Below are 18,181 nucleotides of genomic sequence, written 5' to 3' on the forward strand. Positions count from 1 at the left end.
GGGCCGCGCAACAGGAATGACGATCATGAAGAAGATTCTGGGTGTGCATGCCAGTCCGCGTCCCCACTGGGTGGGCGACGGCTTTCCGGTGCGCTCGATGTTTTCCTATGGGGACAAGGGCAAGGATGTCAGCCCCTTCCTGCTGCTGGACTACGCGGGTCCGGCACAGTTCGCGCCGGCCACGCAGCCGCGCGGGGTGGGCCAGCATCCGCACCGCGGGTTCGAGACCGTGACGATCGTGTACAGCGGCGAAGTCGAGCATCGCGATTCCACCGGAAACGGTGGCGTGATCGGGCCGGGCGACGTGCAATGGATGACGGCGGCATCGGGCATCCTGCACGAGGAATTCCATTCGCCCGCCTTCACGCGCCAGGGCGGCGAGCTGGAAATGGTGCAGCTGTGGGTGAACCTGCCGGCCAAGGACAAGAAGGCCCCCGCTGGCTATCAAAGCCTGCTGAACGCGGATATTCCGGTGGTGTCGCTGCCGGACGACGCGGGGTCGCTGCGCGTCATCGCCGGCAGCTTCGCGGGCCAGGCGGGGCCTGCGCGCACGTTCACGCCGATCGACGTCTGGGACGTGCGCCTGGCCGCCGGCAAGTCGGCGACGTTCGAGATTCCCGCGGGCCGCAACAGCATGCTGGTGATGCTGCGCGGCACGGTGCTGGTGAACGGCGAATCGGTGGCGCGCGATGCGCAGCTGACGCTGTTCGGCCGCGACGGTGATTCGATCACGGTCGAAGCCAACAACGACGCCGTGTTCCTCGTGCTGAGCGGCGAGCCGATCGACGAGCCGGTGGTGGGTTATGGACCGTTCGTGATGAATTCGCAGGCCGAAATCGTCGAAGCGATCCAGGACTTCAACGCCGGCAAGTACGGGCAGATGCACTAAGGCGCGTGACCCGGCGGGCGGGGCCGAATCGGCGTCCCTGCCCGCCAGCCGATTCTCGCGGCAAAGCAAGACAGCGCGGCCCTTCATTGCGAAGGTGGCCTGTTTTGCGCAGTCCGCGGATAGGCGCTGCGAAAAACGGATAGTTTTTCCGCTTCCGGGACGGGTTTTCCAGCAGGTCAGCGGGGCCGGCGGCGCTTTACTATTGGGGCCATCAAAAGGCCCATGCCGCAAGCGGCGCGACGGGCCTGGGACCCCGGCGGCGACAGGCCGGACACCTGGACAAGAGCGAGGAAATCCCGGCCATGCTGAACACGATGCAGTCCGATGCCGGCACGTCATGGCCGTCGGTCGAGCCGCGGTCGGCCGAGCGTGGCCCGGCCGTGGCAAGCCCGACTTATCGCAGCAATGCCGAGCGCGGGCCTACCCGGCCTGAAAAAGCCTGTCCGTCTGCGCCAGACGCCCGATCCGCCGCCTGGCGGGTGGATGCCGTATTGGCGATGCCGGCGCAGCAGTTGTTCGCGTCGGGTGACCTGGACGAAGCGCGGTCGATGGTGGGCCGGGTGATGCGGCCGCATCTGCTGGGCGTGGTGGGGCCGCGGCAGCGGCTCGATGCCCGCATGCATCACCAGCCGCTGGGCGAGGTGTCGCTGAACCGGTTGCGCTATGGCGCGGATGTCGAGATCCGGCCGGGGCCGCTTGAAGATTTCTTCCTGGTGCAGATGCCGCTGTCGGGCACGGCCACCATCGAAAGCGGCCCGCAGCGGGTGGATTCGACGCCCGAGGTCGCTTCGGTGGTCAGCCCCGACGACGACCTGGCGATGCGCTGGGCGGACGACAACGACCAGTTCATGCTGCGCATCGGCCGATCGCTGCTGGAACGCACGTTGGTAGGCCACCTGGGCGTGACGCTGGACCGGCCGCTGCGCTTCCAGCTGGGCTTTCGCTGGCGCGAGTGCCCGGCGTGGCGCTGCCTGATGGCGTATCTGCTGGACTGCTCGTCGCAGCACACTGACCTGGCCGAGCACAAGCTGATCGTGCACCAGATGGAACAGCTGGTGGCCGCGACGCTGCTGTCCGCCCTGCCCCACAACTACAGCAACACGCCGGCCAGCCGCCGCGCCGCGGTGCTGCCGCGCCACGTGCGCTGCGTGCAGGACTATCTGCAGGCGCATGCGCACGAACCGGTCAGCGCCGAACAGCTGGCGCGCATCGCGGGCGTCAGCGTGCGCAGCCTGTATGCCGGCTTCAAGGAATTCCTGGGCGTCAGCCCGATGCACTACCTGCGCGACCTGCGCATGGAACGCGCGCGCGCCGAACTGGTGTCGGGCGAATGCCAGAACATCGCCGGCGTGGCGCTGCGCTGGGGCTTCGCGCACCTGGGCCGTTTCAGCACCGGCTACAAGGCGCGCTACGGCGAAAGCCCCAGCCAGAGCCTGCGCCGCCACGGCTGACGAATTCGGCAGGCGAGGCACGATCGGCAAGACGCACGGGGCCTTCCGCCCAAACGCGCATTCGCATTGCGAGGGCTAGCGCGGCTTCCAGGTCAGCCCGTCGGTCGAGCGGTATTCCGGCGTGCCCGTGCAGCAGCCGCCCGCGCCGAATGCCTGGCGGCCGATGAAGGCCTTGATGAAGCCTTTGCCCACCGTCAGTTCCTGGCGCACGCAGATCGTGGGCAGCGGGTAGAAGTCGCCTTCCAGCACCAGCGTCCAGGCCACGTTGTCGCCCTCTGCCGGGTCTACCTTGTAGACCTTGCATTCATGCATGAGCAGGTGGATGGGCTTGCCCGCCAGCGTGCCCTTGAATTGGAGTTCTTCCGGGGTTTCCTGGGTGGCCAGGGTTTCAGCCGTGTACTTGGACCCGGCGGGCGGCGGCGGCAGCGACGAATCGCAGCCCGCCAGCGCCACCGCCGCGCACACGCTCAAAGCCCGGCGGCGGAAGGTGCGGGTCATGGCGTGAACCCGTCAGGCCACGTTGGCGTAGCGTTGTTCAAGGTAGGCAATGATGTCGTTGGACTCGTACATCCAGCGCGTGCCGCCCGGTTCCTCGATGCGCAGGCAAGGCACCTTGACCTTGCCGCCGCCGGCCTGCAATTCGGCGCGCGCCTGGGGATCGCCCTTGGCATCGCGCAGCGCCACGGGCACGTTCAAGCGGTGGATGGCGCGCCGCGTCTTGACGCAGAACGGGCAGGCATGGAATTGATAGAGCGACAGCGCAGCCGCTTCGCGGTTGACGGCGGCCTGGCCTTGCGCCGAACGCTGTTGCGGGCGCGGGCGGGTAAGCGCGTCGCCCAGGACTATCAGTTGACCCACACCGACACGCAGGGCTTTCACAATCATGGATGGCAACTTGAAACGAAGAGAGGCCTTGAGTCTAGCCCATTCGCGGCGACAGGCGGGTTACGCCCCGCCCTGCCGCCCCCTCCTGCCGCCCCCCTTCCCCGCGGCGGGCCCGCTTGCCGGGCGGACCCGCCGCACGCCGCTTTAGAACGGAATGGCCAGCTTGACGTAGAGCTGCTGGCCTTCCGGCCGGTTCTTGACCTGGAATTCCTGCTGCCATTTGGCGGTGAACAGCCAGCCCCGGTCGTTCATGTAGCGCACCGACGGGCCGACGCCAAAGGCGCGGGCACGGCCGGCGGCGCTGTTGGGGCCGTTGTCGTCGGTGACCTGCTGGAAGGCATGGCCGCCCACACCCAGCACCCAGCCCTTGCCCACGCCCCAACCCACCGCGTAATCAGCGTGGATGGCCTGGCCCGAACGCGTGTCCGTGGCGGAATTGCGGAAGTTGAAGTCGTACATCAGCTTCAGGTCGGCGTTGAAGCCATCCGGACTGATGCGGCTGAGCGCGAACACCGGCTGCGCGGTCCAGTAGTTCTTGCCCAGGCTGGACGGATCGTTGCGGCTGTATTCGCCGGTGGGCGCGTACATGTCCAGCCCGACCACGTAGTGCAGCGATTCGGACAGGTGATAACCCAGCGCCACGCCCAGCGTCATGTCGCCCAGGCCCGTGCTGCGGTAGCGCTGGCCGCCCGCCTTGAAGGTCACGTCCAGCAACGGCGCGATGGCATGGAAAGCCAGCTGGCCGCCCAGCACCTGCTGCGGCGTCACCCAGATCAGGCGCGGGGCCAGCACGTTGACGTCGACCTTGAAGTCCGGCACCGGCAGGCGTTCGCCGTCGTTGCCGCGCAGCTTGTCGTAGCGGGCGCCGCCGCCGTAGATCAGCATGTGCACGCCAGGCGGCGGCAGCGCGCCCGACATGAAGTTCTCCAGGCCGTCCGGATAGATGCCCAAGCCGCCGCCTTCCGTGGCGTGCGCCGCGGTGCTTGCCAGCGCCAATGCCGCGGCGCAAGCCAGCCGGCGTTTCAGGTGTCTCTTCATGTTCCGCTCCTGCCCCCGCGGGGCGCGAGATGTTGCGCGACGAGATAGCCGGAACCGCCGCCCAGTCCGGGGCCCGGATGGGTGGCGGCGCCGATGTGGAAAAGATTGCGCAGCGGCGTGCGATGGCCGCGCGCGCCGTGGCCGCCGGCAAAGGGCCGCAGCCAGAAGAACTGGTCGGGCGAGCACACGCCCGCGTACGGATCGCCGCCCACCAGGTTGCAATTGAGCGATTCCAGGTCGGCCGGGCTGTAGCTGCGGCGCCCGACGATGCGCGACGCCAGGCCCGGCATGACCGCTTCCAGGCGCGCCTGTACGCGGTCGGCCATGGCTTCGCGCAGCGCCTCGGTCCAGCGGCCATCGGCGGGCGGCGCGATCAGGCCGGCGGCGTCGCCCTTGATGCGCACCGGCAGTTCCTGCATCTGCACCCACAGGATCCAGCCGCCCTCCGGCGCGCGCGACGGGTCCACCGCCGTAGGTTGGCCGATGGCCAGCGTGGGCCGCGCGGGCAACAGGCCGTTGTTGGCCTCGGTGACCGACGCACAGACCTGTTCCATGCTGTCGGTCAGGTGCACCAGCGGCACGTGGCGCAGTTCCGGCGTCAGCCAATCGGGCGGCGCGTTCAGCGCGAAATGGATCTGCATGCCGCCGCGGCCATGGCGATAGCCGGCGGCGCGCTGGCGCACGGGTTCGGGCGCATCCGGCAACAACGTGCCGTAGAGCTGGCCGGGCACGACGTTGCACACCACCGCCTCGGTCGCGCGAAACTCGCGGCCCCCTGCCCGCACGCCCACTGCGCGGCGCCGCCGGCCTTCGCCCTGGGTCTGCACGCGTTCGACCGTGGTGTGGGTCAGCAGCCGGCCGCCGTGCTGTTCGATCACCTTGGCCAGCGCATCCACCACGCCTTGGCTGCCGCCCTTGACCACCGGCATGCCGCCGGCCACCACTGCGGCAAAGGTCAGCTTGCCGATCAGCGCCGAGCAGGCATCGTCCGGGCCCAGGCCGGTGTGCAGCACCCATGGCGCGATCAGGGCGCGCACGCCATCGGACTGCAGCTCGCGCTCGGACCAGCGGCGAAAGCTCTCCAGGGAATCGGCGGCAAAGCCCAGCAGCCCGTCCAGGCCGCGCCGGCGCCATTCCTTGAACAGCAGCTTGAGCATGCCGGCCCCGTAGGGGTTCTGGCCCAGCAGGCCGAAGGTCAGCGCCGCGTCTTGCCCGAACAGGCGCTGCGCCATGGCGCCAAAGGCCTGGCCGTCGCCTGGCGCCCAGGCGTCCAGCCGGCGCACGCTGTCTTCGATGTCCTGCTTCAGGGCCACGCCGCTGCCGTCCGGCCGCACCAGGCCGGTGGTGTAGCCGCACTGGGCGAATTCCAGTCCGGCAGCCTGCAAGGCGGGTTTGAGCGCCGCATAGGCCGGACTGCCGACGAACAGCGGATACCAGCTGGACAGCACGTCGTGGCGATAGCCGGGGAACAGTTCCTCGGTACGGATGCAGCCACCCAGGCGGTCGTTGCGTTCCAGCACCAGCACCGATTTGCCGCGCTGCGCCAGCAAGGCGGCGCACACCAGCGAATTCATGCCGCTGCCCACCACGATGATCTGGGGGTCGGCCGTTGAAGGTTGGGTCATGGGGGAATCAGTTCGGTTGCGTCAGGGTCGGGGCGTCGATGGGGCGGCGCGTCAATTCGGTTGCAGCAATTCGGTGAACCGGCCCGCGTGGAACACCAGCGGCGTGGCGGCCACGCTGGCCACGCGCAGCACCCGGCCGAACAGCAGCAGGTGGTCGCCCGCCGGGCTTTGCTGGTCGTTGGCGCAGACCAGCGTGGCCACCGCACCGACAATGGCGGGCACGCCCTCGGGCACTTCGTGCAACGCGGTGCCGTCGAACTTGTCGGGCACCGCCGGGTCGGCAAAGCGCCGCGCCAGCGCTTCCTGGCCACAGGCCAGCACGCTGATGGTGAAGTGGCGGCAATCACGAAACGCCGCCAGGTTTGGCGAACGGTTCACCAGGCTCCACAGCACCAGCGGCGGGTCCAGCGACAGCGACGCGAACGAATTGATGGTCAGCCCGACGTTGCGGCCGTCCGGACAACGCGTGGCCACGATGGCCACGCCGGTCGGGTAACTGCCCAGCACGCCGCGCAGGACCTTGGGGTGCAGGTCGGTGCTGCCCCAGTCCAGGGCCGCCATCACGCAGCCGCCCGCGGTGACTTGGCGGCGATGAAGGCCTCGCACGCCGCCGGATCGCTCCACCACGGAAAGAAACTGGGCGGATGGTTAAAGCCATTGGCCACGGCGTGGGCCAGCTCGGGCGCATCCCCGGCGGCCTGCAGCAACTGCAAGAGGTGCGGCGGCGGGGGCAGCAGCATCGAGTTGGTCCAGTCGACCACCGCGCTGGCGTAGTCCCAGAAGCGCTCGAAGGTCTGCTGCATCCACTGCGCCGTGAATTCGCCGTCGCCGTGCGCCAGGATCGAGTCCAGGTAGACGGCGCAGGCCTTGGTGGCATTGTTCGAGCCCTGGCCGGTGATCGGGTCGTTGGTGACCACGGCATCGCCCAGGCCGAACACCAGCCGGCCCGACGGCAGCGTCATCACCGGCTTGCGCACGGTGGGCGCGAAGCTGCCGGCCAGGATGCCGTTGGCGTCGGTCAGTTCCACCGAGCCGCAGCGCTCGGCCTCCCAGGGCAGGAAGGTGTGCAGGATGTTCAGGCTTTGCAGCAGGTGTTCCTGCGGGGTCTTGATGTCGCGCCAGCAATCCATGGGACCGCCGGGAATGCCTTCGAACACCATGATTTCGCAGGGGCCGCCGGTGGTCAGCGCAGGAAACACGAAGTATTCGCCCACGCCGGGAATCAGGTTGAAGGCCACCCGCGAGAATTCTGGCGCCGGCTTCATGCCGAACACATAGGTCAGCGCCAGGGCGCGCTGCGGCTTGTCAAAGCGCGAGCGCGCGACATCGCGCTCGAACAGTTTGACGACGTCGCCCTTGCCGGCGGCCAGCAGCACCAGGTCGTGCGAGGCGGCCAGGATTTCCAGCTCGGCCACGCCGCCGTCCTGGATCAGCAGGCGACCGCCGCGGGCCGCAAACAATTCCATCCAGGCGGGCATCTTGATGCGCTGGTCCACCGCCTGCGCGGGCCGGTCCAGGCGCGCGGCCCAGTCGATCAGCTTGTGGCCGGGGCGTTCGGGGTGCGGTACGGCCAGGCCGATGCCTTCCACGGGCGGGCACTGGGCCTCCCATTGGTTCAGGCCCAGGTCACGCTCGACCTGCAGCGAGGCATCGAACATGCATTGGCTGGACATGACCTTGCCCTGGCGGATGTTGTCCGGTTCGCGGTTGGTGACCACGGTGACCTCGTAGCCTTTGTCCAGCAGGCCCAGGGCCAGGGGCAGACCGGCCTGCCCTCCTCCGACGATGGCGATTCGACGCATGGGGTGTTCTCCTGTTTGGGTGCGGGTCCGCCGCGGTGGCGGACCGTTGCATGGGGTCGGGTGCGCCCGGCCTGGCCTGGCGCGGGATGGGGTCGATCGCGCCTTATTCGGCCAGGCGCGGGATGGCGGGACGGGCCTGTTCGGGGCCCATGGCGGAATAGCCGCCGTCGGCGGCGTAGTCGGCGCCGGTGACGACGCTGGCGTGGTCGGACAGCAGAAAGGCCACGACCTCGGCGACTTCGGCGGGGTCGCCGACGCGGCCCAGCAGGTGATAGTCGGCGGCCACGCGATCGGTCTTGGCGCGGTCGCCGCCGGTGATTTCGTCCATGACGCGAGACCAGGTCCAGCCGGGCGACACGGAGTTCACGCGGATGCGGTCGGCGGCGTAGTCCATGGCGAGGCTGCGGGTGACTTGCAGCATGGCGGCCTTGGACACGGGATAGAGCCAGCGGCCGGTCTGGGCCACGCGCGACGAGATGCTGGTGAAGTTGACGATGGCGCCGCCGCCTGCGGCAACGAGGTGCGGGTGAACGGCGCGCGCGGCCATGACTGCGCTGACGACGTTGATGTCCAGGGCGCGCAGCCAGTCGGCGCGGCCGGACGCGGCGCCCTCATCCAGGTAGGTGGCGGCCAGGTTGACGAGGAAGTCGATGCGGCCGAAGTGGGCGGCGGCATCGGCAACGCCGCGGGCAAGCTGGGCGTCGTCGGTGATGTCGACGGGCCAGAAGCGGATGCCGTCGGGGTCGGTGGCGGCCAGGCGTTCGCCGCCGGCGGTGTCGATGTCGAAGACGGCAACGCGTACGCCGTAGGCGCGCAAGGCGGCAACGACGCCGGCGCCGATGAGCGTGGCGCCGCCGGTGACGATGGCGGTTTTGTGAGCCAGACCTTTCATGGGAAGACCTCGTGTGGGGCGGGATGACGAGGCGGATGGTGGCTGGGTTGTGGTGAGGGGCGTTATCCGGATTTGGCGTTGGGTATCCGGGGGGTGCGGGGGAATGGGGGGTGTGGAGGTTTTTGGGGGGGGATTGTCCGGGGGGTGCGGTGGGTATCCGGATTTGGCTGGGAGTGAGGGGTGCGATGGAGTGTGGATTCGTAGTACTACTTTTGTGCTGCTTTAAAACTCTTAGGTGATTTATTGGATTGTGTTGGTGAGATGGGGCTTGCGGAGACGGGGGCTTCGTGGGCCGCCCCTCGGGCAGCCGTCCCTGGCAGCGAGCGCCCACGATTGCGGTCCGGAGCCTTCGCTCCGGACTGCCCCGTCGTCATCGTCGTCCGCCTTCGGCTCCCTTCCGATTCCCTCGGGCGCATCGAGGTTGCTCGCTGCCAGGGACGGCTGCCCGACGGGCTACGTCGTGCCGGGGGGTTGCGGTGCTGGACCTGTGGTCAGGGAATGGGATTTGCGGGGTCGCCGAATCGCGGCCGCGCGGGCGGCCACGATCGGCATTTGAGGTGTTGAAGGTGGGGCGGGGTGCGCTGCGCGCTGGTGGCGGTGGGGGTGCGAGGTGGGTGACGGGCCTCCTCACTGGGTGAGGAGCGGTGATGGGGGTCAGCCCACGCGGCGCCAGACGCTGGCTAGCCAGGGTTGTTGGTCTCGGGGGAGGCCTTCGGGGCGGTAGTAGTGTTCCAGTTCTTCGAAACCGGCGGCTTGCAGCAGGGTGCGCCAGGTGTCCAGGTCGTGGTAGGTGCCGTAGCGGCCGCGGTTCCAGCCTTCCTGGTTGCCGCCGCGGGGGTTGGAGCTGAACAGGATGCCTCGGGGTTTGAGGGTGGCGTGCAGGTCTTTGAGGACGCGCGGGAGTTCCTGGCTGGGGATGTGGAACAGGACGGCGTTGGCGAAGATGCCGTCGAAGCGGGCCGGTGGCAGGGACAGGTGCAGGAAGTCCTGGTGCCAGACCTCGCAGCCGCTGGCCTGGCGGGCCATGTCGACGAAGCTGGGGGTGCCGTCCAGGCCGACGGGGTGGTGGCCCAGGGCGGCGAAGGTTTTCAGGTCGCGGCCGGGGCCGCAGCCCAGATCCAGGATGTCCAGGGGCGCCTGGCCTTCGATGTGGCGCAGCAAGGCGGCGATGTTCTGGCTGACGTCGTGGTCGCGGGTGCCGGCCTCGAAGGACTGGGCGCTTTCTTCGTAGTGGGCCAGGGTCAGCGAGGTGATCTTGGCGAGGTCTTCGGCGTCGAGTTTCATAAGGGAATTGTGCCGTAGTTCGGAGGGCGTGCACGACATGGCACACGACGGCGCCGGGACGAAGGCGACATGACGTTGACCCGGGGCCGCTCGAAAAAAAACGCCGCGCACGTTGCCGTGCGCGGCGTTTCTGCTGGCGCGTGACCGCCGTCAGGCGGCCAGGCGGCCTTCGATCTTGACCTTGGTGGCGGGCAGGTCGTCAGGCAGGCCCTGGGCCAGCTGGCCGAAGAGTTCGTCGTGCAGGGCCAGTTCGTCGCGCCAGGCGGTGGCGTCGACGGACATGACCTGGTCGAACTTGTCGGGGCTGAATTCCAGGCCGGTCCAGTCGATGTCCTGGTAGCTGGGGGACACGCCGAAGACCTGGTCGACGCCGCCGGCCTGGCCGTCGATGCGGCCGAGCATCCAGCGCAGCACGCGCATGTTTTCGCCGAATCCGGGCCAGACGAACTTGCCATCGGGGCCCTTGCGGAACCAGTTGACGCAGTAGATGCGCGGCAAGGTGGCGCCGGCGGCTTCGAGCTGCTTGCCCAGCTTGAGCCAGTGGTTGAAGTAGTCGCTCATGTTGTAGCCGCAGAACGGCAGCATGGCGAAGGGGTCGCGGCGCACCACGCCCTGCTGGCCCACGGCGGCGGCGGTGGTTTCCGAGCCCATGGTGGCGGCCATGTAGACGCCTTCGACCCAGCTGCGCGCTTCGGTGACCAGCGGCACGGTGGTCGAGCGGCGGCCGCCGAAGATGAAGGCGTCGATGACCACGCCCTGGGGGTTTTCCCATTCGGGGTCGATGGACGGGCACTGCGCGGCCGGCGCGGTGAAGCGGGCGTTGGGGTGCGCGGCCTTGCGGCCGGTTTCGCGGGCAATGGCCGGGGTCCAGTCCTGCCCTTGCCAGTCGATCAGGTGCGCGGGCGGGGTGTCGGTCATGCCTTCCCACCAGACATCGCCGTCGTCGGTCAGGGCGACGTTGGTGAAGATGACGTTGGCCTTGAGCGTGGCCATAGCGTTGAAGTTGGTCTGCTCGCTGGTGCCCGGGGCCACGCCGAAATAGCCGGCCTCGGGGTTGATGGCGTGCAGGCGGCCGTCAGCGCCCGGCTTGATCCAGGCGATGTCGTCGCCGATGGTGCTGACCTTCCAGCCGTCCATGCCTTGCGGCGGGATCAGCATGGCGAAGTTGGTCTTGCCGCAGGCCGACGGGAACGCGGCGGCCACGTGGTATTTGCGGCCCTTGGGCGAGGTGACGCCCAGGATCAGCATGTGTTCGGCCAGCCAGCCCTGGTCGCGGCCCATGGTGGACGCGATGCGCAGCGCGAAGCATTTCTTGCCCAGCAGCGCGTTACCGCCGTAGCCCGAGCCGAAGCTCCAGATTTCGCGGCTCTTGGGGAAGTGGACGATGTACTTGGTGGGGTTGCAGGGCCAGGCCACGTCGGCCTCGCCGGCGGCCAGGGGCTTGCCGACCGAGTGCACGCACGGCACGTATTCGCCGTCGGCGCCCAGCACGTCGTATACCTGCTTGCCCATGCGCGTCATGATGCGCATGTTGACGGCCACGTAGGGGCTGTCGGACAGTTCGACGCCGATGTGGGCGATGTCGGAACCCAGCGGGCCCATCGAGAACGGCACCACGTACAGCGTGCGCCCACGCATGGCGCCGTCGAACAGGCCATTGAGGGTGTCGCGCATTTCTGCGGGATCGGCCCAGTTGTTGGTGGGGCCGGCGTCTTCGGCGCGGTCCGAACAGATGAAGGTGCGGTCTTCGACACGCGCCACGTCGGACGGGTCGGAGCAGGCCAGGAATGAATTGGGGCGCTTGGCGGGATTGAGCCGGCGCATCGTGCCGGACTGGACCATGAGTTCACACAGGCGGTCGTATTCTTCCTGCGAACCGTCGCACCACTCGACGCGATCCGGCTTGGCCAGCGCCACCACGCTGGCGACCCAGTCGATCAGGCCGCGGTGCTTGACGTATGCGGGTACGTTCAAGGCCGCCAGGCCCCCGTCCAAGGGCTTATTCATTAGGGTTATCTCCATACTAAGGCTAATGGCGATACGGCCCCGATTGCATGGGGCCGTATACATGTTTGCGCCATCATACTTGCAGCGCTGGGTCGGCCGTCAACCCGACCAGACGGACGAGATTGTCACGGGTTGAGACGGCTTACTCGTAGCCCCCGTCGCGCAGCGCCCTGCGGATGATCTTGCCGGTGGCAGTGGTGGGCAAAGTGGTTACAAAGCGGATGCGGCGCGGGTATTCGTGGGCCGCCAGGCGGGTACGCACGTGGGCTTGCAGGGCCTTGACGAGGGTGTCGTCGCCTTCGATGCCGTCGTGCAGCACGACATAGGCCATCACGACCTCGGTGCGCTCGGCATCGGGCACGCCCACCACCGCCGCCATGCGCACCGCCGCGTGGCCGAGCAGGCAGTCTTCGATGGGGCCCGGCCCGATGCGGTAGCCCGCGCTGGTGATCACGTCGTCGTTGCGGCCGACAAAGCGGATGAATCCGTCCGCATCGCGCACGCCCTGGTCGCCGGTCAGGAGATAATCCCCGGCGAACTTCTCGGCGGTGGCCTGGGGGTTGTTCCAGTAGCCCAGGAACATCACCGGGTCGGGCCGCAATACGCCGATGTTGCCTTCCTGGCCATCGGCCATTTCGATGCCCTGGTCATCCACGATGGCGACCCGATGGCCGGGCGCCGCGCGGCCGATGGCGCCGATGCACGGGTCGAACAGCGACGAGCACGACGACACCAGCATGTTGCATTCGGTCTGGCCGTAGAACTCGTTGATGGTCACGCCCAGCACGCGCCGGCCCCAGTCGATCAGTTCGGCGCCCAGCGATTCGCCGCCGCTGGCCACCGAGCGCAGCGCCAGCGCGCCGGGCGCGGGCGGCTGGGTCATGCCGCGCATCATCTTCAGGGCGGTCGGCGGCAGGAAGGTATGCGTGACCCCATGGCGCGCCATCAGGTCGAAGGCCGCCGCGCCATCGAATTTCTCGAAGCGCCGCGCCAGCACCGGCACGCCGTGGTGCCAGGCCGGCAGCAGCACGTCCAGCAGGCCGCCGATCCAGGCCCAGTCGGCCGGGGTCCACATCAGCGCGGCGTGCTCGGGGAAGAATTCGTGCGACATCTCCACGCCCGGCAGGTGGCCCAGCAGCACCCGGTGCGCATGCAGCGCGCCTTTGGGTTTACCGGTGGTGCCCGACGTGTAGATGATGACGGCGGGATCGTCGGCCGCGGTATCCACGGGGTCGAACGCGTCCGATTCTGCGTCCAGCGCGGCATGGAACGCCAGCGCCCCGCCCTCGCCCGCGCCGTCGATGCAATAGACCGCCTTCAGGTCCGGCAGGCTGGCGCGGATCTCGGCCAGGCGGCGGCAGCCTTCGGCATCGGTCACCAGCGCCGTGGCGCCGCTGTCGGCCAGCCGGTACTGGATGGCGTCCACGCCGAACAGCGTGAACAGCGGCACCGCCACGGCGCCCAGCTTGTAGACGCCGATGTGCGTCACCGCGGTCTCGGGCGCCTGCGGCAGGTACACGGCCACGCGCTCGCCGCGGCGCACGCCCTGGCGCCGCAGCGCATTGGCCAGCTGGTTCGAGCGCGCCTTGATCTGGTCAAAGCTGTAGCGGGTCTGCGTGCCGTCGTTCTTTTCATGGATGAGCGCCAGGCGGCCGCTGCCGTCGGCCCACTTGTCGCAGGCATCCACGCCGATGTTGTAGGCCGCCGGAATGCGCCACTGGAAGGTGTCCGCCAATTGCGCGTAGGTGTCGGTTCTGGACAGCATGATGATTTCGTCTCCGTGTCGTTATTCTTGTGTTCGTGTCGTTATGATAGGGGCCGTCGACCACTGCACAGGCCTGCCGCCCCGCCGCCGCACCCATGGAAAAAACCGCTCCCGTCCCGATGCGCCGCCTGCCGGCCAGCGCCAAGTCCGAACAACGGATACGGGACATCCTGCGGGTAGCGCGGCAGGTGTTTTCCGAAGCGGGCTTCCAGGCCGCCACCACGACCGAAATCGCGCAGCGGCTGGGCGTGTCCGAAGGCACGGTGTTCACGTATTTTGGCGGCAAGCGCGAACTGTGCGTGCGCGTCATCAGCGACTGGTACGACGAAATCATCGCCAAGGTCGAAGACAAGCTGCCGCACGTGCAGGGCCCGCGGGCGCAGTTGCATTACCTGGTGCACGCCCATCTGCGCCACCTGCTGGCCGAAGGCACCGGGCTGTGCGCCTTCATCCTGTCCGAAGGCCGCGCCCGCAACGACGATTTCGGTGAAGTCTACGCCGGCCTGCAGCGGCGCTACACCGCCCCCTTGATGCGCATCCTGGCGCAGGGCCAGGCCGATGGCCACATCCGCCAGGACATGCCGCTGCGGCTGTTGCGGTCGGCCGTGTACGGCCCGATGGAACACGTGCTGTGGGACGCCATCCTGCGCAATGCCAAGGTCGACGTGGCCGCCACCGCCGACCAGCTGGTCGACTTCCTGTGGCAGGCCCTGCAGCCGCCGCAGCGCGACGCGCTGGCGCTGGCGCGGTTTCGCGGCGAAGTGCAAGACGCCCTGCATCGGCTTCAGTCTTCCGAAAACAAGGACGGCGGCGAATACTGAGGAAAGCCGTCGTAGGGCTGGCTTCTTTGCGCGGGCGGCAGCGTCCACGAATGGCGGGCGTTGGGCACGCCGCCGTCCACCCGGATGACGCTGCCATTGATGAAGGCGGCCGCCGGCGACAGCAGGAACACCACCGCCGCGGCCAGCTCGGCCTCGGTACCGAAGCGCTGCAGCGGCACCTTGGTCTTCAGGTCGCGCAGCACGGCGCGATAGCCCTCGTCGTAGCTGTCCATGCCGCTGGACGCGATCCAGCCGGGCGCCACCGCATTGACGCGCACGCCGGCATGGGCCCACTCGCAGGCCGCCGTTTCCGTCAGGTTCCAGACGCCCGCGCGGGCCGCGCCCGAATGCCCCATGCCGGGCATGCCGCCCCAGATGTCGGCCAGCATGTTGACGATGGCCCCGCCGTGCTGGCGCATGTGCTGCACATAGACCTCGCGCGCCACCAGGAAGGTGCCGTGCAGGTTGTTCTGCACCACCGCGTTCCAGCCATTGAAGCTGATGTCTTCCAGCGCCGCGGGAAACTGGCCGCCCGCGCAGTTGAACAGGCCGTCGATGGCGCCATGCGCGGCCAGCGCATCCGCCACCACGCCGCGCACGCCGGTTTCGCCGCGGATATCGCAGGCGTGCAGCGTGATGCGGCCGGCGGCCTCGGGATAGATGCCCACGATCTCGTCGCGCACGGTTTCCAGTTTCTCGGGCTTGCGGCCCACCAGCGCCAGGCCCGCGCCCAGCGCGGCCAACTCGTGCGCGGTGCAGCGCCCCAGGCCGCTGCCGCCGCCCGTGACCATGACAGTCTGGCCGTCGAACAGGCCGGGCCGGAACACCGACGCATAGCGCGCCGCGGCGTCGCGGGCGGGGGTAAGGCTCATGTCTCGCTCCATCGTGTCTTTTTGTTGAGGATAACTCAATATTTATCGGCGGCCCATCTTATTCAAGCGTATTACCCTATGGATTCAATCGTAGGTTCCAGGTTACTAATTGAGTAAATGTCAATTACCAGGAGACCCGCATGCCCCAGCCCGCCCCGCTCGAGGTCGTTCTTGACGGCCCCATCGCCCGCCTGACCCTGAACCGGCCGGACGTGCGCAATGCCTTCGACGAGACGTTGATCGCCGCCCTGACCACGGCGCTGCAACAGGCCGGCGACAACGCGGCGGTGCGGGTGGTGCTGCTGACCGGCGCGGGCAAGGCCTTCTGCGCGGGCGGCGACCTGAACTGGATGCGCAAGATGGCCACGCTTACCGACGCCGACAACCGCGCCGACGCCACCCGCCTGGCCGACATGCTGCGCGCCGTGTGGTCCTGCCCCAAGCCGGTGGTGGCCGCCGTCAATGGCGACGCGTATGCGGGCGGCCTGGGGCTGGTGGCCGCTTGCGACATCGCGGTGGCCGCCGACCACGCCCACTTCTGTCTGTCGGAAACCCGCCTGGGGCTGCTGCCCGCCACCATCAGCCCCTACGTCATCCGTGCCCTGGGCGAACGCGCGGCCAACCGCTACTTCCTGACCGCCGAACGCTTTGATGCCGCCGCCGCGTTCCGCATGGGGCTGCTGCACGGCGTGGTGCCGGCCGATCAACTGCACACCGAGGCCGAGACGATCTGCCGCACGCTGTGCGACAACGGCCCGCAGGCGGTGCAGGCCAGCAAGCGGCTGGTGCGCGACTTCGCCGGGCAGCCGCTGGACGCGGCGCTGATCGCCGATTCCGTCGAACGCATCGCGGCCGTGCGCAGTTCGGACGAAGCGCGCGAAGGCGTGGGCGCGTTTCTGGAAAAGCGCGAGCCGGCGTGGCGGCAGCGGTGACGGCGCGCGCCTCGTGATGCCCCGGACAGGCATGGGGGCATCCTCGGGTTAACCCCGACGGGCGTTTAAGATGCGGGCTCCTATAACAAGAGACACCGCATGCCCGCCCTTCGCCGCGCCGCCTGGAAAGGTGAATTGGTTGCCACCCTGCTGCTGGCCCTGCCGCTGGTGCTGACCAATCTGGCCCAGATCGCCATGACCGTGACGGACGTGATGTTCATCGGCCACCTGGGCTCGCAGCCGCTGGCCGCCAGCGCGCTGGGCGCCAACCTGTATTCGGCCATCGCCTTCTTTGCGCTGGGCCTGGTCAGCGCCACGGCGCCGATGGCGGCGCGGGCCGAGGGCGCGCGCCGCAACTCGGTGCGCGACGTGCGCCGCACGGTGCGCCAGGGCTTCTGGAGCGCCGTGCTGATTTCCGTGCCGGGCTGCCTGGCGCTCTGGTATGGCGAACACATCCTGATCCTCTTGCGCCAGCCGCCCGAACTGGCGGCGCTGGCCGGCGAATACCTGCGCGCGCTGCTGTGGGCGATGCCGCCCTTCCTGGGCTTTTTGGTGCTGCGTTCGTTCATGGCCGCGCTGCAACAGCCGCGCTGGGCCTTCGTCGTGGCGATCGGCGCGATTCTGTTCAACGTGCTGGGCAATTGGGTGCTGGTGTTCGGCAACCTGGGCTTTCCGGCGCTGGGCCTGATCGGTGCGGGCGTGGCCAGCGCGCTGGCCAGCCTGTGCCTGTTCCTGGGCATGGTGATCGTGGTGCTGCGCGACCGCCGCTTTCGGCGCTATCGCCTGTTCAGCGACCTGTTCCAGCCTGACTGGCCGCGCTTGAAGGCGTTCTGGAAACTGGGCCTGCCGATCGCGGTGGCCACCGCCTTCGAGGTCACCATCTTCAACGCCGCCGCCTTCCTGATCGGCTGGCTGGGCGAAGCGGAACTGGCCGCCCACGCCATTGCCATCCAGATCGCCAGCGTGACCTTCATGATTCCCTACGGCGTGGCGCAGGCCGCCACGGTGCGGGTCGGCTACGCGCAAGGCGCCCGTGATGCCGCCGCGGCCGCGCGCGCTGGCTGGACGGCCTTCAGCCTGGGCATCGGCGCCATGGTGATCGCCGCCCTGCTGATGGTGACCGTGCCCTATGCGCTGGTGTCGGTGTTCATGGACGTGCACGACCCGGCCAATGCGCGGGTGCTAGCCTTCGCGGTCAGCTACCTGGCCGTGGCTGCCGTGTTCCAGATCGTGGACGGCGCGCAGGTGCTGGGCGCGGGCATGCTGCGCGGGCTGCACGACACCCGCGTGCCGATGATCTATGCGGCGATCGGCTACTGGGGCGTGGGCCTGCCTTGCGGCGCGTGGCTGGCGTTCCAGGCCGGCTGGCGCGGCGTGGGCATCTGGAGCGGCCTGGCCATCGGGCTGGCGGTGGTGGCCGTGCTGATGATGCAGCGCTGGACCCGGCGCGCGCAACTGGGGCTGGTGGCGACGAGGTAATGGGGTGATGGGGTGACATGCCATAATCGCCGATGCCTTTTCCGCAACACCCCCTGCCTTACGCCATGCCTGCCTCGCCTTCCTCCCCCGCCGCTTCGACCGCTGCCTTGCCCGTCTTTCCGCCCCTGAACGCCGACCGCCTGTGGGCTCGTGTCGAAACCCTGTCGCGCTTCACCCTGCCCGACCAGCCCTGGACCCGCCGCGCGTTCTCGCCGCTGTTCCTGCAAGCGCGCCAGTGGCTGCGCGCCGAATTCGAAGCCGCGGGCCTGACGACGCGTGTGGATGCCGGCGGCAACCTGATCGGCACGCGCGCCGGCCGCAACCCTGGCCGCAAGCCGATTGCCACCGGCTCGCATTGCGACACCGTGCCCAGCGGCGGCCGCTTTGACGGCATCATCGGCGTGCTGGCCGGCATCGAAGTCGCCCACACCCTGCAAGA

At 68.6% G+C, this 18,181-nt stretch carries 16 protein-coding genes and 1 pseudogene; 6 read left to right on the forward strand and 11 right to left on the reverse strand.

The features are described from left to right. Positions 1-25: 25 nt before the first annotated feature. A complete protein-coding gene (locus HV798_RS22335) occupies positions 26-889 on the forward strand; it encodes a pirin family protein (protein WP_175196561.1) in 864 nt (287 codons plus the stop codon). A 497-nt stretch (positions 890-1,386) separates the two neighbouring features. Continuing rightward, entirely contained in the window at positions 1,387-2,340 is a 954-nt protein-coding gene (locus HV798_RS22340; protein ID WP_369797631.1) for an AraC family transcriptional regulator, read from the forward strand. Between the two features lie 75 nt (positions 2,341-2,415). Here HV798_RS22340 and HV798_RS22345 read toward each other — a convergent pair whose 3' ends face one another. The 10 genes from HV798_RS22345 to HV798_RS22390 all read right to left on the reverse strand — a co-directional run bounded on the left by HV798_RS22345 (position 2,416) and on the right by HV798_RS22390 (position 13,638). Further along, positions 2,416-2,838 carry a hypothetical protein gene (locus HV798_RS22345; protein WP_175196557.1) on the reverse strand — a complete coding sequence of 141 codons (423 nt, stop codon included), beginning with the start codon at positions 2,836-2,838 and terminating at the stop codon, positions 2,416-2,418. Between the two features lie 12 nt (positions 2,839-2,850). Next, the gene (locus HV798_RS22350; protein ID WP_175196554.1) at positions 2,851-3,225 is read right to left on the reverse strand and encodes a glutaredoxin family protein; all 375 of its coding nucleotides are present in this window, start codon (positions 3,223-3,225) and stop codon (positions 2,851-2,853) included. A gap of 144 nt (positions 3,226-3,369) precedes the next feature. Then, complete coding sequence (locus HV798_RS22355; RefSeq protein WP_025141341.1) at positions 3,370-4,263, reverse strand: SphA family protein; 894 nt, start codon at positions 4,261-4,263, stop codon at positions 3,370-3,372. Continuing rightward, the gene (locus HV798_RS22360; RefSeq protein ID WP_175196553.1) at positions 4,260-5,888 is read right to left on the reverse strand and encodes a phytoene desaturase family protein; all 1,629 of its coding nucleotides are present in this window, start codon (positions 5,886-5,888) and stop codon (positions 4,260-4,262) included. The genes HV798_RS22355 and HV798_RS22360 overlap by 4 nt, the downstream gene beginning before the upstream one ends. Positions 5,889-5,939: 51 nt before the next feature. Then, positions 5,940-6,449, reverse strand: coding sequence for a flavin reductase family protein (locus HV798_RS22365; protein WP_029954732.1), 510 nt, complete (start codon positions 6,447-6,449; stop codon positions 5,940-5,942). After that, positions 6,449-7,690, reverse strand: coding sequence for a styrene monooxygenase/indole monooxygenase family protein (locus HV798_RS22370; protein ID WP_175196551.1), 1,242 nt, complete (start codon positions 7,688-7,690; stop codon positions 6,449-6,451). The genes HV798_RS22365 and HV798_RS22370 overlap by 1 nt, the downstream gene beginning before the upstream one ends. Before the next feature lie 103 nt (positions 7,691-7,793). Continuing rightward, the gene (locus tag HV798_RS22375) at positions 7,794-8,582 is read right to left on the reverse strand and encodes an SDR family oxidoreductase (RefSeq protein WP_175196549.1); all 789 of its coding nucleotides are present in this window, start codon (positions 8,580-8,582) and stop codon (positions 7,794-7,796) included. A gap of 654 nt (positions 8,583-9,236) precedes the next feature. Beyond that, positions 9,237-9,866 carry a class I SAM-dependent DNA methyltransferase gene (locus HV798_RS22380; protein WP_175196547.1) on the reverse strand — a complete coding sequence of 210 codons (630 nt, stop codon included), beginning with the start codon at positions 9,864-9,866 and terminating at the stop codon, positions 9,237-9,239. A 150-nt stretch (positions 9,867-10,016) separates the two neighbouring features. Further along, positions 10,017-11,873: a phosphoenolpyruvate carboxykinase (GTP) gene (locus HV798_RS22385; RefSeq protein WP_175196545.1), complete on the reverse strand. Its 1,857-nt coding sequence runs from the start codon at positions 11,871-11,873 to the stop codon at positions 10,017-10,019. A gap of 142 nt (positions 11,874-12,015) precedes the next feature. Further along, entirely contained in the window at positions 12,016-13,638 is a 1,623-nt protein-coding gene (locus HV798_RS22390; RefSeq protein ID WP_175196543.1) for an acyl-CoA synthetase, read from the reverse strand. A gap of 95 nt (positions 13,639-13,733) precedes the next feature. Here HV798_RS22390 and HV798_RS22395 point away from each other — a divergent pair, with 95 nt between their 5' ends. Next, a complete protein-coding gene (locus HV798_RS22395; RefSeq protein ID WP_175196541.1) occupies positions 13,734-14,459 on the forward strand; it encodes a TetR/AcrR family transcriptional regulator in 726 nt (241 codons plus the stop codon). Here HV798_RS22395 and HV798_RS22400 read toward each other — a convergent pair. Beyond that, positions 14,423-15,331: an SDR family oxidoreductase gene (locus HV798_RS22400; protein ID WP_175196539.1), complete on the reverse strand. Its 909-nt coding sequence runs from the start codon at positions 15,329-15,331 to the stop codon at positions 14,423-14,425. The two genes, HV798_RS22395 and HV798_RS22400, sit on opposite strands and share 37 nt — an antisense overlap. Positions 15,332-15,471: 140 nt before the next feature. Between HV798_RS22400 and HV798_RS22405 the strand changes: the two genes are divergently transcribed. The 3 genes and pseudogenes from HV798_RS22405 to HV798_RS22415 form a co-directional block, all read left to right on the forward strand. Beyond that, complete coding sequence (locus tag HV798_RS22405) at positions 15,472-16,263, forward strand: enoyl-CoA hydratase/isomerase family protein (protein ID WP_175196537.1); 792 nt, start codon at positions 15,472-15,474, stop codon at positions 16,261-16,263. A gap of 99 nt (positions 16,264-16,362) precedes the next feature. Further along, entirely contained in the window at positions 16,363-17,742 is a 1,380-nt protein-coding gene (locus tag HV798_RS22410) for an MATE family efflux transporter (protein ID WP_175196535.1), read from the forward strand. A gap of 65 nt (positions 17,743-17,807) precedes the next feature. Next, positions 17,808-18,181 (forward strand): annotated as a pseudogene (locus tag HV798_RS22415) (Zn-dependent hydrolase); the annotation flags it as partial.

The organism is Achromobacter deleyi (assembly GCF_902859705.1).
GTDB lineage: Bacteria > Pseudomonadota > Gammaproteobacteria > Burkholderiales > Burkholderiaceae_B > Achromobacter > Achromobacter deleyi.

Bases quoted from the DNA above. Each gene is read 5' to 3' on its own strand.
- HV798_RS22370 (WP_175196551.1), bottom strand. From the start codon at position 7,690: ATGCGTCGAATCGCCATCGTCGGAGGAGGGCAGGCCGGTCTGCCCCTG.
- HV798_RS22385 (WP_175196545.1), bottom strand. From the start codon at position 11,873: ATGAATAAGCCCTTGGACGGGGGCCTGGCGGCCTTGAACGTACCCGCA.
- HV798_RS22395 (WP_175196541.1), top strand. From the start codon at position 13,734: ATGGAAAAAACCGCTCCCGTCCCGATGCGCCGCCTGCCGGCCAGCGCC.
- HV798_RS22340 (WP_369797631.1), top strand. From the start codon at position 1,387: ATGCCGGCGCAGCAGTTGTTCGCGTCGGGTGACCTGGACGAAGCGCGG.
- HV798_RS22355 (WP_025141341.1), bottom strand. From the start codon at position 4,263: ATGAAGAGACACCTGAAACGCCGGCTGGCTTGCGCCGCGGCATTGGCG.
- HV798_RS22400 (WP_175196539.1), bottom strand. From the start codon at position 15,331: ATGAGCCTTACCCCCGCCCGCGACGCCGCGGCGCGCTATGCGTCGGTG.
- HV798_RS22390 (WP_175196543.1), bottom strand. From the start codon at position 13,638: ATGCTGTCCAGAACCGACACCTACGCGCAATTGGCGGACACCTTCCAG.
- HV798_RS22335 (WP_175196561.1), top strand. From the start codon at position 26: ATGAAGAAGATTCTGGGTGTGCATGCCAGTCCGCGTCCCCACTGGGTG.
- HV798_RS22350 (WP_175196554.1), bottom strand. From the start codon at position 3,225: ATGATTGTGAAAGCCCTGCGTGTCGGTGTGGGTCAACTGATAGTCCTG.
- HV798_RS22405 (WP_175196537.1), top strand. From the start codon at position 15,472: ATGCCCCAGCCCGCCCCGCTCGAGGTCGTTCTTGACGGCCCCATCGCC.
- HV798_RS22375 (WP_175196549.1), bottom strand. From the start codon at position 8,582: ATGAAAGGTCTGGCTCACAAAACCGCCATCGTCACCGGCGGCGCCACG.
- HV798_RS22365 (WP_029954732.1), bottom strand. From the start codon at position 6,449: ATGGCGGCCCTGGACTGGGGCAGCACCGACCTGCACCCCAAGGTCCTG.
- HV798_RS22380 (WP_175196547.1), bottom strand. From the start codon at position 9,866: ATGAAACTCGACGCCGAAGACCTCGCCAAGATCACCTCGCTGACCCTG.
- HV798_RS22410 (WP_175196535.1), top strand. From the start codon at position 16,363: ATGCCCGCCCTTCGCCGCGCCGCCTGGAAAGGTGAATTGGTTGCCACC.
- HV798_RS22360 (WP_175196553.1), bottom strand. From the start codon at position 5,888: ATGACCCAACCTTCAACGGCCGACCCCCAGATCATCGTGGTGGGCAGC.
- HV798_RS22345 (WP_175196557.1), bottom strand. From the start codon at position 2,838: ATGACCCGCACCTTCCGCCGCCGGGCTTTGAGCGTGTGCGCGGCGGTG.